Origin of the sequence: Flagellimonas crocea (assembly GCF_033441595.1) — a bacterium.
Lineage (GTDB): Bacteria > Bacteroidota > Bacteroidia > Flavobacteriales > Flavobacteriaceae > Flagellimonas > Flagellimonas crocea.
In genome coordinates this window covers 460,720-478,021 of record NZ_JAUZVX010000003.1, presented here as the reverse complement: position 1 = coordinate 478,021, position 17,302 = coordinate 460,720, and the positions used below count along the sequence as shown (strand labels likewise).

At 40.6% G+C, this 17,302-nt stretch carries 17 protein-coding genes; 10 read left to right on the top strand and 7 right to left on the bottom strand.

Translation table 11 applies throughout. From position 1 onward, the window contains the following. Positions 1 to 2: 2 nt before the first annotated feature. The 8 genes from SD449_RS11565 to SD449_RS11530 all read left to right on the top strand — a co-directional run bounded on the left by SD449_RS11565 (position 3) and on the right by SD449_RS11530 (position 9,135). Complete coding sequence (locus SD449_RS11565; protein WP_318310768.1) at positions 3 to 1,670, top strand: glycerol-3-phosphate dehydrogenase/oxidase; 1,668 nt, start codon at positions 3 to 5, stop codon at positions 1,668 to 1,670. Between the two features lie 282 nt (positions 1,671 to 1,952). Continuing rightward, on the top strand, positions 1,953 to 2,156 hold the full coding sequence (locus SD449_RS11560; RefSeq protein WP_318310767.1) for a hypothetical protein: 204 nt from the start codon (positions 1,953 to 1,955) through the stop codon (positions 2,154 to 2,156). A 22-nt stretch (positions 2,157 to 2,178) separates the two neighbouring features. After that, the gene (locus SD449_RS11555) at positions 2,179 to 2,967 is read left to right on the top strand and encodes a GLPGLI family protein (protein WP_318310765.1); all 789 of its coding nucleotides are present in this window, start codon (positions 2,179 to 2,181) and stop codon (positions 2,965 to 2,967) included. Between the two features lie 18 nt (positions 2,968 to 2,985). Then, positions 2,986 to 3,723, top strand: a complete 738-nt coding sequence (locus SD449_RS11550) for a GLPGLI family protein (RefSeq protein ID WP_318310764.1) — start codon at positions 2,986 to 2,988, stop codon at positions 3,721 to 3,723. Positions 3,724 to 3,859: 136 nt separating this feature from the next. After that, positions 3,860 to 4,582: a GLPGLI family protein gene (locus tag SD449_RS11545; protein WP_318310763.1), complete on the top strand. Its 723-nt coding sequence runs from the start codon at positions 3,860 to 3,862 to the stop codon at positions 4,580 to 4,582. Between the two features lie 24 nt (positions 4,583 to 4,606). After that, positions 4,607 to 7,288 (top strand): carboxypeptidase-like regulatory domain-containing protein, encoded by a 2,682-nt coding sequence (locus SD449_RS11540; protein ID WP_318310762.1) that lies wholly within the window; start codon positions 4,607 to 4,609, stop codon positions 7,286 to 7,288. A 463-nt stretch (positions 7,289 to 7,751) separates the two neighbouring features. Beyond that, positions 7,752 to 8,483: a GLPGLI family protein gene (locus tag SD449_RS11535; RefSeq protein WP_318310761.1), complete on the top strand. Its 732-nt coding sequence runs from the start codon at positions 7,752 to 7,754 to the stop codon at positions 8,481 to 8,483. 10 nt (positions 8,484 to 8,493) lie between these two features. Continuing rightward, the gene (locus SD449_RS11530) at positions 8,494 to 9,135 is read left to right on the top strand and encodes a hypothetical protein (RefSeq protein WP_318310760.1); all 642 of its coding nucleotides are present in this window, start codon (positions 8,494 to 8,496) and stop codon (positions 9,133 to 9,135) included. An 8-nt stretch (positions 9,136 to 9,143) separates the two neighbouring features. Here the strand turns inward: SD449_RS11530 and SD449_RS11525 are convergent, their stop codons facing one another. Beyond that, a complete protein-coding gene (locus SD449_RS11525; RefSeq protein WP_207030848.1) occupies positions 9,144 to 10,145 on the bottom strand; it encodes an NAD(P)H-dependent glycerol-3-phosphate dehydrogenase in 1,002 nt (333 codons plus the stop codon). A 124-nt stretch (positions 10,146 to 10,269) separates the two neighbouring features. Here SD449_RS11525 and SD449_RS11520 point away from each other — a divergent pair, with 124 nt between their 5' ends. Together SD449_RS11520 and SD449_RS11515 are read left to right on the top strand one after the other, a co-directional pair. Further along, a complete protein-coding gene (locus SD449_RS11520) occupies positions 10,270 to 11,190 on the top strand; it encodes a nicotinic acid mononucleotide adenyltransferase (RefSeq protein ID WP_318310757.1) in 921 nt (306 codons plus the stop codon). Between the two features lie 283 nt (positions 11,191 to 11,473). Further along, on the top strand, positions 11,474 to 13,000 hold the full coding sequence (locus SD449_RS11515) for a SulP family inorganic anion transporter (protein ID WP_318310756.1): 1,527 nt from the start codon (positions 11,474 to 11,476) through the stop codon (positions 12,998 to 13,000). Position 13,001: 1 nt separating this feature from the next. Here SD449_RS11515 and SD449_RS11510 read toward each other — a convergent pair whose 3' ends face one another. The 6 genes from SD449_RS11510 to SD449_RS11485 form a co-directional block, all read right to left on the bottom strand. Then, a complete protein-coding gene (locus tag SD449_RS11510; protein ID WP_318310755.1) occupies positions 13,002 to 13,607 on the bottom strand; it encodes a DinB family protein in 606 nt (201 codons plus the stop codon). 2 nt (positions 13,608 to 13,609) lie between these two features. Then, complete coding sequence (locus SD449_RS11505) at positions 13,610 to 14,443, bottom strand: META domain-containing protein (RefSeq protein ID WP_318310754.1); 834 nt, start codon at positions 14,441 to 14,443, stop codon at positions 13,610 to 13,612. Then, the gene (locus SD449_RS11500; RefSeq protein ID WP_318310752.1) at positions 14,440 to 14,859 is read right to left on the bottom strand and encodes an META domain-containing protein; all 420 of its coding nucleotides are present in this window, start codon (positions 14,857 to 14,859) and stop codon (positions 14,440 to 14,442) included. The genes SD449_RS11505 and SD449_RS11500 overlap by 4 nt, the downstream gene beginning before the upstream one ends. Before the next feature lie 93 nt (positions 14,860 to 14,952). Further along, positions 14,953 to 15,663 (bottom strand): membrane or secreted protein, encoded by a 711-nt coding sequence (locus SD449_RS11495; protein WP_318310751.1) that lies wholly within the window; start codon positions 15,661 to 15,663, stop codon positions 14,953 to 14,955. An 81-nt stretch (positions 15,664 to 15,744) separates the two neighbouring features. Next, positions 15,745 to 16,224 (bottom strand): c-type cytochrome, encoded by a 480-nt coding sequence (locus SD449_RS11490; RefSeq protein ID WP_318310750.1) that lies wholly within the window; start codon positions 16,222 to 16,224, stop codon positions 15,745 to 15,747. A gap of 115 nt (positions 16,225 to 16,339) precedes the next feature. Then, positions 16,340 to 17,299 carry a YheT family hydrolase gene (locus SD449_RS11485; RefSeq protein ID WP_318310748.1) on the bottom strand — a complete coding sequence of 320 codons (960 nt, stop codon included), beginning with the start codon at positions 17,297 to 17,299 and terminating at the stop codon, positions 16,340 to 16,342. Between the last annotated feature and the right edge of the window lie 3 nt (positions 17,300 to 17,302).

The following is a 17,302-nucleotide window of genomic DNA, read 5'->3' as shown; positions in this document are numbered from 1 at the left end:
ACATGGGCGAGAACATTGCTTTTTCCAATATCGACAGAAAGGACAAACTGCAAAAAGCGGCCAACTCTATCTATGACCTGGTGGTAATTGGTGGGGGAATCACGGGTGCAGGAATTGCTTTGGATGCATCTTCTCGCGGCATGAAGGTGTTGTTGCTCGAAAAAGGTGATTTTGCATCGGGTACCAGCAGTAAATCCACCAAATTGATTCATGGCGGATTACGTTACTTAAAGCAGTTCGACTTTTGGCTGGTGAAAGAAGTAGGTTCCGAACGGGCCATTGTACATAAACTAGCCCCACATTTGGTACTCCCGGAAAAAATGTTGCTGCCGCTCATCGAGGGGGGTTCCTATGGAAAATGGTTGACATCCATCGGACTGAAGGTATACGATATCTTGGCTCAAGTTTCCGGGGATGATAAACGCCAGATGCTAGAGAAAAAGGAGGCCATGAAATTGGAGCCCCTTTTGCCCAAAAAGATTTTGAACGGAGCAGGCTACTATGCCGAGTATCGAACCGATGACGCCCGGTTGACCCTTGAAAATTTAAAGACCAGTCTTCAATTTGGGGCGGAGCTGTTCAACTATACCAAGGTCAACGACTTTATCTATAAAGAGGCCAAGGTAGCCGGGGTAAAATTCACGGATGAGGTTTTTGGGGATGAGTACAACGTATTCTCCAAATATGTGATCAATGCGGCAGGGCCATGGGTGGATGAACTTAGAAGTGTCAATCAATCCAAAAAGGGGAAGCAATTGCATTTGACCAAGGGTGTCCATTTGGTGTTTCCAAAGGAAAAACTTCCTGTGAAGCAATCCGTTTATTTCGATATTCCCGACGGGCGGATGATGTTTGCCATTCCGCGTGGCAAAGTAACTTACATCGGGACTACCGACACTAACTATAATTCGGACAAGGACCACGTGACCACCGAACTTGCCGATGCCATCTATTTGATTTCAGCTGTAAACAATATGTTTCCGGACATTGAATTGGAATTGGATGATATCATTTCCTCTTGGGCAGGCTTGCGTCCTTTGATTCATGAAGAGGGGAAATCAGCCTCCGAATTATCACGAAAAGATGAAATTTTCACTTCCGATACGGGATTGGTCAGCATAGCGGGAGGAAAGCTCACAGGATACCGGAAAATGGCCGAGCGAGCTGTGAATCGTGTCGCCAAAAAAATGGAGGAAGACCACGACGCAAAATTGGAGCATTGCACTACGGACAAGATTCCACTTTGTGGGAACGATTTTAAAAAGTTCAAACACGTTAAAAAATACATTGCCGACCTTCAAGAACAGCTACAAACCGATGGATTTAGCAAGTATGATGCATGGTATTTGGTGACCACGTATGGCAAGCAAACCGAGTTCATTTTAGAACTGTATGCCAAGATAAAAGGTGACAAACCCAAAGAAAGATTGATAAGGGCCGAGGCCCGATTCACCATAGCGCACGAAATGGCACTGAATCCCTTGGACTTTTTTATAAGAAGAACGGGCCGACTGTATTTTGACATTGACAGTGTTCGTAAATACAAGGAACCTGTTTTTGAGGAATTCCAGAAAGCGTACAACTACTCCACAGAAGAAATGGAGGCCTTTTCTGTAGAACTCGACGCCCAATTAAAGGAACATTCCGATTTTTCTTTGGAGCGGGATTAATCCAACCTGTTATATATTCTTTTCTTTTCAAATCCCGTCAATTCGAGAAAATGCATGGGATTTTGTCGATTTCCACTTCTCGACACGATTTTTCTTTTGAAAAAATCTCAGAATTACCCATCCTTCAATTCAAAACCACTATCCGTCAACCCAAAAGGGGCATCCATTGATTTTGAGGGTATTGAAAGATAATCTTTACATAGCTTGACCTAAATCTTACATTTTTTGCGCAAATCTTGAAGTAAGTAAAACTGATTTCTTAACCTATTAAACTTTTTGAAAATGAAAAAAAGGATTTTTTTATTGAGTACTGTTTTTGCTATTGGTTTTGCCGCTAATAGTTTGAATGCGGCAACATTTGAGGTGCCTACTGATTGTGAAGGTTTAGCTTTTGATTATGCAGACCATGTTTATGATCAAACAGGAGATGGATTTGCTGCAGGGAAAGCATTTACTGTGGCATTGGCATTATGTGAGATGATGTAATCGCATATTTAAGAATTATTAAATGGATAGTACGCCTGAAAATTTCTCAGGTGTACTATTTAATCAAGAAATTATGAAGAATGAAATTATATTCTATTTGGGTCTTTTACTTTTCGGGATTAATATATCAAGTTCTCAGGTTAAAAATGGAAAAGTATCATATAGAGTTAGTATGGAAAGTTTTTATGAGAACAGCTTGGATGGAGGGGAAATATCTCCAAGACTAAAAAAAATGCATAAAATAACCGCTGACGCGGCTAAGAATATTCAATTACAGCTTTTGTTCAACGGTGAAGAAAGTATTTTTCAACACCAAAAAGGGCTAAGTATTTCCGATTTTAAAGAATTGGACGAGTTTGTAAAGTATCTTACTTCTAAGGGAACCTATTTTACTAACCTGGCCCACAGCGAACAAATATTGCAGACCTCTTATGAAGGTAGGAAGTATAATGTAAAATCGGAAGTACAAAAACAAGATTGGGCTTTGACCAAGGAAAAGAAACAATTTGGGAAGTTCATTTGTAACAAAGCTGTTTTAGTAAAAGAAATCGCAGGAAAAAATCGTGAGATAATAGCATGGTACTCTCCAGAAATCCCTGTTTCTTTTGGCCCAGCAGATTACGTTGGCAACTTGCCTGGCCTAATTTTGGAACTACAATTGCCCATAGCCACTTACACGGCGAGCAAAGTTGAGCTAAACCCCAAAAAAGAAGTAAAAATAGATTGGCCAACCAATATCGAAACCATGACCGAGGAAGAATACAAAAAAGAAGGTGATAAGGTTAAAGCGCAGTTGGACAGGGGATGGTAAACTATTTTATAATTTAAAGTGGGCAAAAAATATTTAATAATTCTTTGCTTGGCAATCATAAGTAATTGTGTTAAAACATCAGCACAATCTGGAGGAGAAAAGCTAAAGATTGTTTATAAGATAGAGGTTGAGTCTGATGATAATTCAAAATCCACCAAACACAGGGCCATGATTGAGAAACTATACGAGGCCTATTCGCAATTGGAGTTTGAATTGGTGTCAAATGGTAAATTGGGTGTTTATCAATATGATAAAAAGCTCGAAGTTGGGGAAAGTGACATAATGTATCGGTTGGCAATTAATCATGGAGGAGGTAGCTCGATTTACTATAGGACCAAAGAAAAAAAAATACAACATGTTCAAAACCTTGGAAAAAAAATAAATGTCGTTTATGACCCTAAAGAACTGAATTGGGAAATAACCAAAGAAACTAAAAACATAAAGGGGTATAGGTGTTACAAAGCTGTTGGCTACAAAGAACAATATGACCCAGGAAGAAAAAAGAAGCTAACTTTTTCTCCAATTGCGTGGTTTGCCCCAGAAATTAACGTGCCCTTTGGACCGAAAGGGATTGATGGTCTCCCAGGTTTGGTTTTGGAGGGCTCTATGAATGGAAAGCTTTTCTTTTATGCCAATAAAATTGAGATCTACACAGAACTCAGTGATCAAAAGGAACTGAAAATGGAAAAAGGAGAAGAAATGAGTGAAAACGAATATTTTGAACTTCTTCAGAAAATAAGACCCATTCCCAATTAAAAAAGTAATGCAAAGAATAATTGGAGAATAGATCGCCATAGAGCTTGCAGATGGTGAACATAAAGCATATGCAGGTATAATTAATTATGAGTTCACCCTTCTTGATTAGATGTAGAGGGCTTAAAAATCATCTAAAATGAAATATTTTTTATTTGTTTTATTTCTGAATTGTGCTGCGGTTGTCCATGCACAACAAAACTCGGTAGAGGTCACGTACAAGGTCGACCTTGTTGAAACTGAAGTTTCCGAGGTTTTAAAGGACATTTATAAAATAGCTTATGATAATGTAAAGTTCATAGATTTTAAACTTTTAGGTTATGCAAAGGAGTCACTTTTTTATAGAGAAAAACTGTTGACAAATGATGCAGAAAAAGGAGCTGATATTGCATTGACCATTCTTGGTGCAAAAGGCGAGTTTTTTACAAATCTTGAAAATGGGACGGTTTATGAGGATTTACCAGCTTTTGGAGAGAAATTTATTGTAAAACATCCTGTAATTAAAAATGGGTGGAAGCTAACTAAAGATAGTAAGAGCATTGGTAAATATTTATGCTATAAAGCCACTACGACTTACGTTGTAAATAATAGCAAAGGAAGATTTGAATTTCCGGTTATTGCTTGGTATGCTCCCGAAATAAACTTGCCCTTTGGCCCTAAAAATTATTCTGGCCTGCCTGGTTTAATTTTGGAATTACATGAAAAGGATAGAATATTTTATGCAGATAAAATAAGCTTGGGTCAATTGGACGAAAAGCAACGTAAGCTTATAGCTCCACCTAAAGGTAAAAAACCTATAACACAAGCAGAATTTGATGCAATTGGAACCAAAATAGCCAAAGAACGATTTGGAGGAAGGTAATTTACATGAAATAGTCAAATTATATTGAGCCGATATTTTTTATTGATTTATATTCTTTGTTTTAGTCCCATCAACTTATTGGGGCAAAATGTTACCCTAAGGGGCACTGTAATGGATAGCACCAACACTTCACCAATGGTCAATGCCAACATCTTGGCCTTCCCCAAAAATAATGGCGAGCGCACCCAGTTTGCCATTACCAACGATAAAGGCGAGTATGTCCTGCGTTTGGAAAAAGAGGTGGCCTACTCCATAGAAGTGAGCTATCTCGGTTACCAAAAACTGTCTTTTGATTATACCGCGACCCAAGATGCCACCAAGGATGTAATGATGGTGCCAAGGACCAATGATCTGGATGAGGTAGTGCTTGAGTACAAGATTCCCATAACAGTAAAAGAGGACACCATAACCTACCAAACCGATGCCTTTGTTACGGGAGAGGAACGCAAACTGCGCGAAGTCCTTAAAAAACTACCAGGGATAGAGGTAGACCGTGAAGGCAATGTGACCGCCCAAGGCAAAAAAGTGAACAAGGTGCTCGTGGAGGACAAGACCTTTTTTACGGGCAATAGCAAACTTGCGGTAAACAACATCCCAGCCGATGCCGTGGATCAGGTTGAAGTATTGGACAACTATAACAAAATTGGATTTCTCAAAGGACTGCAGGATTCCGATGAGCTTGCCCTCAACATCAAACTTAAAGAAGACAAAAAGAAATTTGCCTTTGGCGATATGGAAGCGGGTGGAGGCATCAAAGACCGCTATTTGGTGCATCCCAACCTGTTTTACTATAGCCCCAACACCAATATCAATTTTATCGGGGACCTGAACAATATTGGGGTCAAAAGCTTCTCCTTTTCCGATTATTTGGAGTTCAATGGAGGGTTTGGCAAGCTTATGGACGATATTGGCGGCTATTTTTCCCTGAGCCGGGACGATTTCTCCCAATTTTTGAACAACACGGATTTCAGGGCCAACACCAATCGCTTTGGGGCTTTCAATCTGAGACAAACGGTCTCGCCCAAAACGGACATCAATAGTTATGTGATTGCCAATAGCAGCAGTACACAAACGGAAAGCATTACCTTGAACATTTATAACAATTCCGATGGATTGCTTAATGAGGACAGAGCGGAAGAGAATGATTTCGATAATTTCTTTTTGATAGGTAAAGCAACCGCGGAGCACGAACCCAATGGGGAGGAGAATATAACGGTAAACTCCTTTATAAAGCTTACAGAGAATAAGGGGCAAGGAACCATTTTGACAGAAAGTGAGAATCAAAATACTTTTTTCAATACCCTTCAGAATGTTTCAGCCATAGAATTCAAACAGAATGTGGAATACAGCAAGCGTTTTTCAAGAGCACAGACATTTAGCTTGGAAGCTTCCCTAGCACTTCAAAACAACACTCCGGAGAATACTTGGGAAACGGACCAAGTTTTTTTGCAAGGACTGATTCCTTTGGAAGAAGACGATTCCTATCAAGTTTTTCAACAAAAAGAGACGCAGACAACATCATTTGATTTGATATTGAAGGATTATTGGGTACTCAACAACTTTAACCATATCTACACCACTTTTGGCACCAACGCAAAGTTTGATGCTTTTACAAGCAACGAAAGGCAACAACTTTCCAATACAAGTGTCAACGATTTTTCAGAAAATGGCTTCGGAAACCAGATTGATTATCGCTTCAATGATACATTTTTAGGGATGGAATATAAATTCTTGGCAGGTATCTTTACGGTAAAATCAAGGCTATTTTATCATAATTACATTTGGGACAATGATCAAGAAGGGATTTCTGTAAACAATAGCACCCAAGTTTTGCTGCCCGCTTTTGACGCAGAGGCGAAGTTCAATAGTAGCGAGAAAATACGATTCCGATACAGGCAACGAATGCAATTCCCGACCATTGACCAGTTGGGAGCCAATTTTATATTGAGATCTTTTAATTCGGTAGGATTGGGCGCACCCGACTTGCAAAATGGAAGAAACCATTCCTATTCCTTGAGCTATTATAAGTTCAGTCTGTTCCGTGGTTTGAACCTGAACGTAGGTTTGACCTATAATAAAAGAACACAAAGTGTAAAGAACACCACGGTACTGGATGGCATCAATCAATTTGTGACCTATACCATGTTCAACCAGCCCGAAAACTCTATAAACGCCAACTTTAGATTTGGGAAGCGAATCAATAAAATAAAACTTAGCATTGAAAGTAGGGGGAGCTATAACGAGTTTTTCCAATTGGTGAACGACAATGTGTCCAAAAACCTGTCCCGCTCCATTTCTGCCACCGGAAAGGTAGAGACCCTTTTTGATAAATGGCCCAATATCGAGTTGGGTTACACACACAAACCATCGGTTTTTTCCACATCAACGAGTAAAAACATCTTTACCAATTCAAGTGTCTTCGCAAACCTTGATTATATATTTTTCAATGATTTTCATTTGAAGGGGGATTATGAGCGAACGAAATACACCAATGAAGCACAAAACCTGACCAATGTATTTGATGTGGCCAATGCTTCACTCTTCTATCAACAAGAAGATAGCCCTTGGGGATTTGAAATCTCGGTAAACAATTTTTATGATGTGAGGTTTAAAAGACAGAATTCCTTTTCCGATTTTCTGATCACTGACCAATTCACAGCCATCATGCCAAGGATTGTGATGTTTAAAATTTCATATAAGTTGTAATTGCATTCCATCAACTCAAAACCACCATCAGTCAAACCAAAATGGGTATCCATTGATTTTGAGGGTTTTGAAAGGTAATTTTTACATAGATTGAAGTCAATCTTACGTTTTTGCGCAAAAATTAATGGTAAGAGAAAACTGGTATTAATCCATTAATTTTTTTAAAAAGAAGAAAATTAGTTTCATTATGGTAATCGCAATTATGTTGTTTACCATTAATTTAAATGCAAATTTCTCAAGAGCAGAAGTCAAAGATTGCATGGATCAGGCCCTCATGGTTGGTCAGCAAGCACATGCAGCGGGGCTAAGTGATGAGGCATCTACATGGTATATGAATGTAAGTTACGCACTCTGTGAAGGATATTCAATGGGGGATGTTAACATGTAATTAAAATGTAAATAATTATAACTGGGTGAGAGAATTGATTTTAAGTTTTCTCGCCCAAATTAAACCATTGGTTGTATGAAGCAGTCGCTTATATTTTTGACTTTATTTACCATGATTATTTTGGAGGTCAACGGTCAAACTCAAATCCAGTCTGGAAGAGTAACATATGGGTTTACCGAAATTGAATCTGAATTTACTGAAAACAGAGATGAAATTTTCGATAAACTTCATAAGCAAGGTGAGGATGTTACTTTTATCTTGTCATTTTCAGATAGCAAATCGGTTTTTGAAATAGCTACGACATTGGAAAATGACATTTCGCCTTTGGGTAAGTCTTGGGCGGAAAATATTGTGTCCAAAGGTAGATATTATACTAATTTAGAACAAAATGTTGTTTATAGACAAACAGATGCGTATGGAGAAAAAATTCTGATCAAGTCCCCAATTGATTCCCGGAATTGGAAATTGACCAATGAGTCTAAATTTATAGGAAAACATAAAACCTTCAAAGCAACCAAAAATAAAACAGTTGAAAATTCGGTAGGAACATTTAATTTCGAAATTGTTGCATGGTACTGCCCTCAGTTACCAGGTCAATTTGGTCCTAAAGAATTCAATAGTTTACCTGGTCTTATTTTGGAGCTTAGAGATACCCATTTTACTTTTTATGCAACAGAAATAGAAATTATGAAGTCGGAGAGTCTTGATATTAAACCTTTAAAAGGTAAGATTTTAACCGAAAAAGAGTATAGTAATAAAATAAAAGCAATAACTCCTGGTTTTTTCTCGCCTCAAAATAGGCTGTAGACTATTCCAAATGAAAAACCACACGCTATTACTCCTGTTTTTACTACCACTATATCTTGCAGCTCAGGATGACTCAAGAGCGAAAAATTTCTTTTTAAACCTTGGTGCTGAATATAGAATTACCCCCATTCACAAATCAGGAGATCAGGCCCTGGCAACAAATTTTATTAATCCTGATTTACAAAATTCTGGCCCGGCACTTAATTTTGGGGTTGATTATTATGTTACTCAAAATTTTAGTGCAGGATTCAAAACCTCTTTTCGTTATGACCTTATAACAACTCGCATTGATAATACAGCTTCAGAAACAGAGCGTGGGCTGATGTTCGGCTATCATTTTAACTTGAACTATCACTTTCAAGTTTTCCAAAAAGGCGAATTATTGGTCGGTGCCGGCCTTAGCTTGCTCAACCGAAATAGTGAGTATTTAAGAACAGAATCTATTTTAAATGAAGAAGGAGAGGTTGTAGGTTCAAATTCCTCTTTGGACAATTATAATTTCAGCGCAAACAAAATTTTCGTTGGTTATGGAAAAGGCAGGTCTAAGATAATGTTGGGTATATACATATCTCGAAACACAAAGTATTTTGATAAGAAGACAACTTTTATCCTGCCATTTATAAGCTACAGTTTCAATCTTGTCAAACTCTGAATGGGCAATTAATCCAACTTCTCCGTCAGCTTTTCAAACACCTTTTTCGGGTTCTTGTTTTTATAAAGCACTTGATATACCGCATTTATGATGGGTGTTTTGGATTTCTTTTGTAGTTTCTCCATAAGATCATGGGCACTTTGGGTAGCGTAGTACCCTTCGGCCACCATGTTCATTTCCATCATGGCGCTTTTTACGGTGTAGCCCTTGCCGATCATATTCCCGAACATACGGTTGCGACTAAAAACGGAATAGCCCGTTACCAATAAGTCACCCAAATAGGCAGAAGCGTTTATATTGCGCTTCATTTTGTACACACGGTCAATAAAACGCTTCATTTCACGGATGGCGTTGCTCATCAGCACACTCTGGAAGTTGTCACCGTAACCAAGACCGTGCGCAATCCCCGCGGCAATGGCATAAATGTTCTTTAGCATGGCAGCATACTCGGTTCCGATAATGTCATCCGATATTTTGGTGCGGATATAATCACTCTTTAAATGTGCTGCCAGCATTTTGGCCTTGTCCGCATCCGCACAGGCAATGGTAAGGTAAGAAAGTCGCTCCAACGCCACCTCTTCGGCATGGCAAGGTCCAGTAATCACACCAATATTCTCAAAAGGAATATCATATTTCTCGTTAAAATGTTCCCCCACGATTCGTCCTGTCTCTGGAACTATGCCCTTGATAGCCGAAAAAATGATTTTATCTTTCAAAGAAACCGTCAAATTTTGCAGTTCCCTATCCAAAAAAGCGGAAGGAATGGCGAAAATGAGCACGTCCGATGCCTCTACTACTTCATTGATGTCAAAGCTCATCACGAGCTGGTCCACATCAAACTCCACGGAACTCAAATAGTTCGGATTGTGCCATTCTTTTTTAATGTGCCGAATCGCCGAATCGCTTCGCATATACCAATTGACCTGCTCCAAATTTTCGGTCAACATCTTCACAATGGCCGTTCCCCAACTTCCTCCACCAAATACTCCAAACGTAAGCTTGTCTTTCATTCGTCCAAATTAGGGTGTAAAGCTAAAAAATAAATTCATCAGCTTATTATTATTTGATTATCAATAAGTTAAAAATTTTGGCACAGTGATTGGTCTGTATAAAGCGAACTCTAAAACCTCGATTATGAAAAATAGAAAACTACTCTTTGGAATTTTGTTCATTGGCCTATTGGCCAGTTCTTGCTACACCGAGGTTATTGTAGAAGAAGATTTGATCACAGAACCACCAATCAATACCGCCTTGGTTTTGGAATCCCACGACCTTTGGTATGTGGATATCAACGAAACCCGTGGAAGCGGAGAGGTTCCATTTTTGCAACGTGCCTTCACTATTACTTTTGATAGGGGAATCGTGTATGCCAACAACAACCTTTCCGGCTTGGGAAAAACAGGCAACGGATTGGGTATTGATGTAGGTGCCTACGCCACCTATAGCGGTCAGGTGGAAATAGACCACGATGTGGATGGTCTTTGGTTATTGGAAGTTATCGCTTTGGATTATAATACATTGGAAATTTACGACCCCCGTTCAGATACTTCCTATATTTTGGAAGGCTATCAAAGAAGCAATTTTGACTACGATATGGTCTTTTATGATAACATACAACTTTTCTTGCAGGAATATCAAGTTTGGGAGAAAACCTATACCAGTGAATTAGGCGCCCTAAATGAATTTGATGAGGAAAACTACTTACAGTTTTTTCCCGATGGCGGTGGATATTTCAGGTCGTCGATTGATAATCAAGGCATTCCCCTTAACAACATACAATGGGATTACGAAGGAGATTATGAAGTGTATGATGTCGCCAATGATGCATCCCTCAAAACTTTAACACTGGATTATGACTTCTTGGGCAATGATTATTTTGAGTTGTACGTTATCGATGATAGTACCATAGAGTTGTACCATGTATCCAGCGGAACGGTATATGAATTCACGGGAAGAGGATACATTCAATATTTGAAATCAAGCGACGGAACAGGTAAAAAACGTTCAAAGACCAACAACCCTGTAATGAACGTCACCCGTCAACGAGATATGTAAGGAAGAACACCTTTGTTCGACTATACAAACAGTTTTTTTGGTTGGTTATTTAGTTAAGAACCGCCCTGAGTATCAAATCTTAGGGCGGTTCTTTTTTGTGCAAAAAATATACAGCGTCGGCTGCCCATCCTTAAAATCGAATATGATACCGCCAAACAAACCACACTTTAAGAAAAGGTATTTGACCTAACTAACAGATAGATTATCAAATCCTTAAAAATGCTGGCTCCATTAGGGTCTTGGATTTAATAATGCTACTTTTGCGCGCTTCAAGAAAGAAGCCATGAAAAAGTATCTCAACCTTTTTGATTTTTCCCAAAAAATAAATTACCGCACAGAAATTTTATCGGGCTTGACCGTTGCACTTGCTTTGGTTCCCGAAGCCATCGCATTCGCCTTTATTGCGGGCCTTTCACCTTTAACAGGTTTGTACGCTGCCTTTGTTATGGGATTGGTCACCTCGATTTTGGGAGGTAGGCCAGGAATGATCTCTGGAGCCACAGGGGCTGTGGCCGTCGTTATCGTTACCTTGGCACAGCAATATGGGGTGGAATACGTTTTTGCCACCGTAATCCTTGCAGGGATACTACAGATGTTGGCAGGTGTGCTACGTCTTGGTAAATTGATGCGTTTGGTGCCCCACCCCGTTATCTTTGGGTTCGTGAACGGATTGGCCGTGATCATATTTATGTCGCAGATGAGCCAGTTCCAGACCGTGGATGGCGAATGGCTTAGCGGAAGCACGCTCTACATTTTCTTGGGGTTGGTACTGTTGACCATGTTGGTAATCTGGGGACTTCCCAAATTAACCAAAGTGGTCCCAGCATCATTGGCCGCAATTCTTTTGGTATTCGGTATTGTATTTTTCTTTGGATTGGATACACGCACCATTGGGGATATTGCTTCCATCCAAGGAACATTTCCTCCTTTTCATATTCCTGACCTTCCCTTCACTTTAGAAACCTTGCAGATTATATTTCCCTTCGCCGCAATTATGGCTGGAGTGGGCCTTATTGAGAGTTTGCTGACCCTGAACATTGTGGACGAAATCACTGAAACACGGGGACGTGGAAATAAAGAGGCAGTTGCCCAGGGAACGGCGAACATTCTTTCAGGATTGTTCTCAGGGATGGGCGGTTGTGCCATGATCGGACAAAGTTTGATCAATACCTCCAACGGTGCTAGGGCACGCCTTTCTGGTATTTTTGCTGCCTTGATGTTGCTTGTCTTTATCATGTTCGGTTCCAGCCTGATTGAACGTGTACCCATGGCGGCGCTGACTGGACTGATGATCATGGTAGCTTTGGGAACTTTTGAGTGGGCAAGTTTAAAGACGTTCCGTAGGATGCCAAAATCCGATGTTTTGGTGATGGTACTCGTAACTTTGGTGACCGTATTTCTTCACAACTTGGCATTGGCCGTGTTGGTGGGAGTAATCATTTCCGCTTTGGTATTTGCATGGGACAACGCCAAACGTATCCGTGCCAGAAAAAGCATTGATGATGAAGGTGTAAAGCACTACGAGATCTATGGCCCTTTATTCTTTGGAAGTACTACATTGTTTGCTGAAAAGTTTGATGTACTGAACGACCCCGAAGAAGTGGTCATCGACTTTAAAGAAAGTAGGCTGGTGGATATGTCAGCCATTGAAGCCGTGAACAAAATCACAGAGCGCTATCGAAAAGTGGGCAAAAAAGTACACCTGAAGCATTTGAGCCGAGACTGTAGGCGATTGTTGGCCAATGCCGACGATATTATCGAAGTCAACGTTTTGGAAGATCCAACCTATAAGGTTGCGGTGGACAGTTGATCTATTCCCTGGTCTTCCCCAAAAACACATTCACATTGGGGTTTTGAGGGTTGCCACTCGCACGGCGCATCAATACTATTTGACCTGTATGGTGGATACAATCCGAAATCATACCATTGATCATGTTCCAATAGGGAAACTCCGATGTTTTGTCGCCCTGCTTAAAGATTACTTTGAAATTTTCCATTTCTTCGGAACTTGTTCCCAAAACTTTGCTGCTGGCCGCCCTCAAGTTTTTTAGCGTTAGGGAACGTAGTTCTTGGTACGAGTATTTTGGTGGATTCTCGGGCCTTTCATAAGGTTTGGCATCCGGAGCCAATGAAATATTGTTGGACATCACATAAATGTGTTCCATAGTCTCCAAAAGCGAACGTCCATCTTCGGACGGTTTGAAAGCCAAATCCTTTTCAGTCAACCCTTCCGTGGCCCAATAATAGCGGAATCCCAATCCATCGATCATTCTGGATACCAAATTACCGGAACCATAATCCGATGGATATTCAGGAATCTCTTTATAGGGTAAATCCATTTCTTGAGCTTTTAGGTTTGAGTGGGCCGTCAAAATAAAGAGAAGGGCGGTAAATTGAAAAAGAAAATTGTTTTTCATAATCAGTCGATTTTTTTGAATACCAACAAGTTCTCTTCTGATGGATTGGAGAGGTGCAGTCGATTATTTTCAATTTTGTATGTTGTACTTGCCCGTAGTGCGGTCAAGAACTCGGTTTCCTTGTCCATACTGGGGCAGGCCATTCGGGTTGAGGCAATCTGTGTAAACCGAAGGATATCCTTTTCATAATAAAAGCTTCCCCTCATACGATTGCAGCCCGAAAAACCAGAAAACAAATTGCTGTTGCTGTTGATTTCCATATTTGGGACATCACGGCCGTTAAAATCGTCTTTGGAAACAGTACTACCTTTCATTTTTTCCAAAACCCAAATATCGTGTAGTCTATAATCCGTGAGATAAGACCCACAGCCTTCATAAACCTGGGTTTCATCTGCTCCCGTACTTTTATACGATACGGTCACGGTATAGGGAAACACTTCGCCCGACATGGCATTGGTACATTCTTTATAGGAAATTATGATGTCCATTTGGGTGGCCTCCGTCTGGATACGGAACATTTTAAGATTGGAGTCTTGTGCTACAATAGCTTTAGAGGGAGGGGTAGTTATGGTATCCTCCATGGTCTTAAGCTCCACTTTGTCATCATATAGTTTGAGCCCCCAAAAAGGTTCGGTTCCCGTGGCCTTAAAATAACTGCCATCAATTTTCATGGCAATAGGCTCCATTTCTCGTCTTTTTTCTTGGGTTTGAATAGTATCCGTAACCGTTTCTTCCAATGCATCGGTCCCTTCGGGAGTGGAAGTTTCTTCCTTCTTTTTTTCAACACAGCCAAAAAATAACACTAGGGCACAGCTAACAAGGAGTATATTTTTCATAGTTCGACCTTTTTAAATCGCATCATGGGTACCTCACCGACCAATAGGTTGAGCTTGCCATCTTCGATGGAGTAGCCGTCGATTTTTTTCATCATATTCAAAAATTGGCGTTCGCTTCCCCCGCAGAACATCATAGTGGTTGGACCTGGGTCACCAAAGACTATAGTGTTTTCGGCCAGTTCATAATCTGCCGAATAACCATTGCAACTATCGGTACCTGTCACTTTTCCGGATGCTTTGTCAAAAGTGATCTGTGGTTTTTTTTCAGGAAAGAGCCCCTCAAAAGCAATGCGAGCCCCCGAAATATATTCCAGTTCCCAAGTGGGACCGTAAAGTGCTTCCGCACTGGATTTTGTCCCCCCACAGGTTTCTGCCAATAAAAGGGCACTGTAAAGCGCTACGAACAAGATTCTCATTTTACAGAAGTTTATGGTTAATGTTGAAGTAATTTACTAAAAAAATTAGGGTAAAGCACTAACCCTGTTTTAAGGTCTGGTCAAAAATGAGGGCTATTGTTTTCTCTTGCTCCATATCTCATAAATGGGCTCTCCCTTGCTGCTCAAACCGGAGTGGTGCCAGTCACCATCCATTAACTCATAGTTGAACTCCAAGCTTGCGCCGACCCTGGAATCATCCCTTGAAAAGAAACCTATATTTTCGGTGTATTTTCCATCAATCGTGGTGTAGGTGCCGCCACCGGTTCCCATGAACACTTTGGTTTCTGTATTGTAGGCAATCCACTGAAAGCGGGTTCCCGATAATATTTTCATGGTCTTTCTGGGCCCAGAGGTATCACGTTTCACAATTTCGCCATCGCGCTTTCTACCCGATATCAACCATGCTCCGTTCAGCGCTCCGGGAGTTCCATCATCGATACGTTTCCAGACCTTGTTGTCCATGTAAAGTTCGCCGTTGATTATTTTGAGATCCAAGTTTTTTGAGGTACCCACCAGTTCCGGGTCAAAAGAGGCATACTCAATGGTGCAATTGAACAAATTGTCCTTGATTGAAAAACTGCCGCCCATTGTTCCCAAAAACTTACCGGAAGCTTTCTCAAAGAAGGCTTCCGAAATAAAGCCCTCTGCCGTTATAATCTGTACATGTTGGATTTCCGTTCCATCCCCGTTTGTTTCTGAATATTCCCAGGCACCCGTTAAATCCTGGGCACTCAATACTGTGAGGGTAGTGCAATAGAGCAGTATCAATACAAAGCGCTTCATAATAAAAGTTTGTATCAAGATAAATAAAAAGCAGCTGTTTAGATTCAAAACAGCTGCTTTTAAATAATAGGTTGGTTTTTGTTATAACGTCCTTAAGTACTCGGCAATATCCCTTGCCTCATCTTCCGTTAGGTTTTGATTGAGCATGATGGCGTTGTTGTACTCCTTCAGCAATGCTTTTGCAATAGGATCTTCTTTGAGCATGCCGTCAGGATTCAAAATCATGTTCATCACCCATTCCGGACTCCTTCTTTCGTAAACTCCCTTGAGGGCGGGTCCAATCATTCGTTTATCGACCATATGGCATGCAACACAGATGGCCTCAAATTTAGCCTGGCCTCTTGCAGCCATTTCATCATTGATCTCATCGGGAAATTCCAAATTGGTAATGGGGCCTACCCCTTTGTTGTCCAAATCAACGGGTACACCCTCTTTGGCTTGTGCTTTTGTATCCTCAGTTTTGGTTCGGCTAACCTCAAAACCATCTTTTTTTTCTTCTTTTTTTTCGCCGCAACTGGCTATCAAGGCACCTAAGGCCAAGAACATTACAAATTTTTTCATTCTGATTCTATTGAAGTTTGTTTGTGTAAACACGGGCACTAATATAGGCAATTAGGCACTAATATTCCTTGTGTTTTTTGTTTTCCCTCTCACAAAGCGATGTTCATCCGCTTATTTAAATGGAATCAAAAAAACTAAGGGCCCTTTGCTCCGTATAGGTGATATTGTTTTTTCCCCAGAAGCCTACATGTCCGCCATAACTTGGAGTTTCAAGGTACAGCTTGGGATTGTCAGCGGTCTCTTTAACGGGATAACACTGGGGCCCCAAAAAGGAATCGTTCCTTGCGTTGATGATGAGGCTGGGAACTTTGATGGCGGGCAAAAACTGCATGGAGCTGCATTGCTCATAATAGTCCAGGGCATCCCTAAAATTATGGGCCTTGCTCGTGTAGATGTCATCAAAATCTTTTAAAGTCTTTATCCTTTTGATATCCTCCGAAGTGATTCTTTCTGGGAACAGACTTTGTTTCTGTCTTAGTTTGTCCAGCAAATTTCCTTTGAACCGAATGGCATACAATATGTTTTTTGGACCAAGAAGTTGTTGGCAGGAATCACGGAGATTGCAGGGCACGGATACCGCGACCGCACCTTTCAGTTCTTTGGGAACATCGTTTCCTTCCCCCAAATATTTCAGTAGCAGATTCCCTCCCAAACTGAATCCTTTCAAATAGATCTCGGAGTAATTTCTTGTATTCATGATGTGGTCCATCACCTCGATCAAGTCCTCGGTGGCGCCGGAGTGGTAGGACCGGTATTTTTGGTTGGGCTCACCACTGCATCCACGGAAATTTACTGCGCAGCAGTCGTATCCGTTCTGGTTGAGTATTTTGGCGCTACCTGTAATGTAAGGGCGCTGTGCATCGCCTTCCAGTCCGTGGAGGAGTATCACCAACTTGGTTGTGGGTGCAGGGGAATTGCTCCAGTCCAGATCTAAAAAGTCACCATCGGAAAGTGTGATTCGCTCTCTTTTCTGGACCACCCCGTTCACAGATCGTACAATGCCAGAATAAATAGTGGAAAAGTGTCCGTTTCTAAAAAGAAAAGGGGGTATATAATTTGAAGCAAGTTGGGGCATTTA

Coding starts and splice junctions, on each gene's coding strand:
- SD449_RS11520 (WP_318310757.1), top strand. CDS start 10,270: ATGAAAAATAGAAAACTACTCTTTGGAATTTTGTTCATTGGCCTATTG.
- SD449_RS11525 (WP_207030848.1), bottom strand. CDS start 10,145: ATGAAAGACAAGCTTACGTTTGGAGTATTTGGTGGAGGAAGTTGGGGA.
- SD449_RS11490 (WP_318310750.1), bottom strand. CDS start 16,224: ATGAAAAAATTTGTAATGTTCTTGGCCTTAGGTGCCTTGATAGCCAGT.
- SD449_RS11495 (WP_318310751.1), bottom strand. CDS start 15,663: ATGAAGCGCTTTGTATTGATACTGCTCTATTGCACTACCCTCACAGTA.
- SD449_RS11515 (WP_318310756.1), top strand. CDS start 11,474: ATGAAAAAGTATCTCAACCTTTTTGATTTTTCCCAAAAAATAAATTAC.
- SD449_RS11565 (WP_318310768.1), top strand. CDS start 3: ATGGGCGAGAACATTGCTTTTTCCAATATCGACAGAAAGGACAAACTG.
- SD449_RS11530 (WP_318310760.1), top strand. CDS start 8,494: ATGAAAAACCACACGCTATTACTCCTGTTTTTACTACCACTATATCTT.
- SD449_RS11500 (WP_318310752.1), bottom strand. CDS start 14,859: ATGAGAATCTTGTTCGTAGCGCTTTACAGTGCCCTTTTATTGGCAGAA.
- SD449_RS11485 (WP_318310748.1), bottom strand. CDS start 17,299: ATGCCCCAACTTGCTTCAAATTATATACCCCCTTTTCTTTTTAGAAAC.
- SD449_RS11510 (WP_318310755.1), bottom strand. CDS start 13,607: ATGAAAAACAATTTTCTTTTTCAATTTACCGCCCTTCTCTTTATTTTG.
- SD449_RS11555 (WP_318310765.1), top strand. CDS start 2,179: ATGGATAGTACGCCTGAAAATTTCTCAGGTGTACTATTTAATCAAGAA.
- SD449_RS11560 (WP_318310767.1), top strand. CDS start 1,953: ATGAAAAAAAGGATTTTTTTATTGAGTACTGTTTTTGCTATTGGTTTT.
- SD449_RS11535 (WP_318310761.1), top strand. CDS start 7,752: ATGAAGCAGTCGCTTATATTTTTGACTTTATTTACCATGATTATTTTG.
- SD449_RS11545 (WP_318310763.1), top strand. CDS start 3,860: ATGAAATATTTTTTATTTGTTTTATTTCTGAATTGTGCTGCGGTTGTC.
- SD449_RS11505 (WP_318310754.1), bottom strand. CDS start 14,443: ATGAAAAATATACTCCTTGTTAGCTGTGCCCTAGTGTTATTTTTTGGC.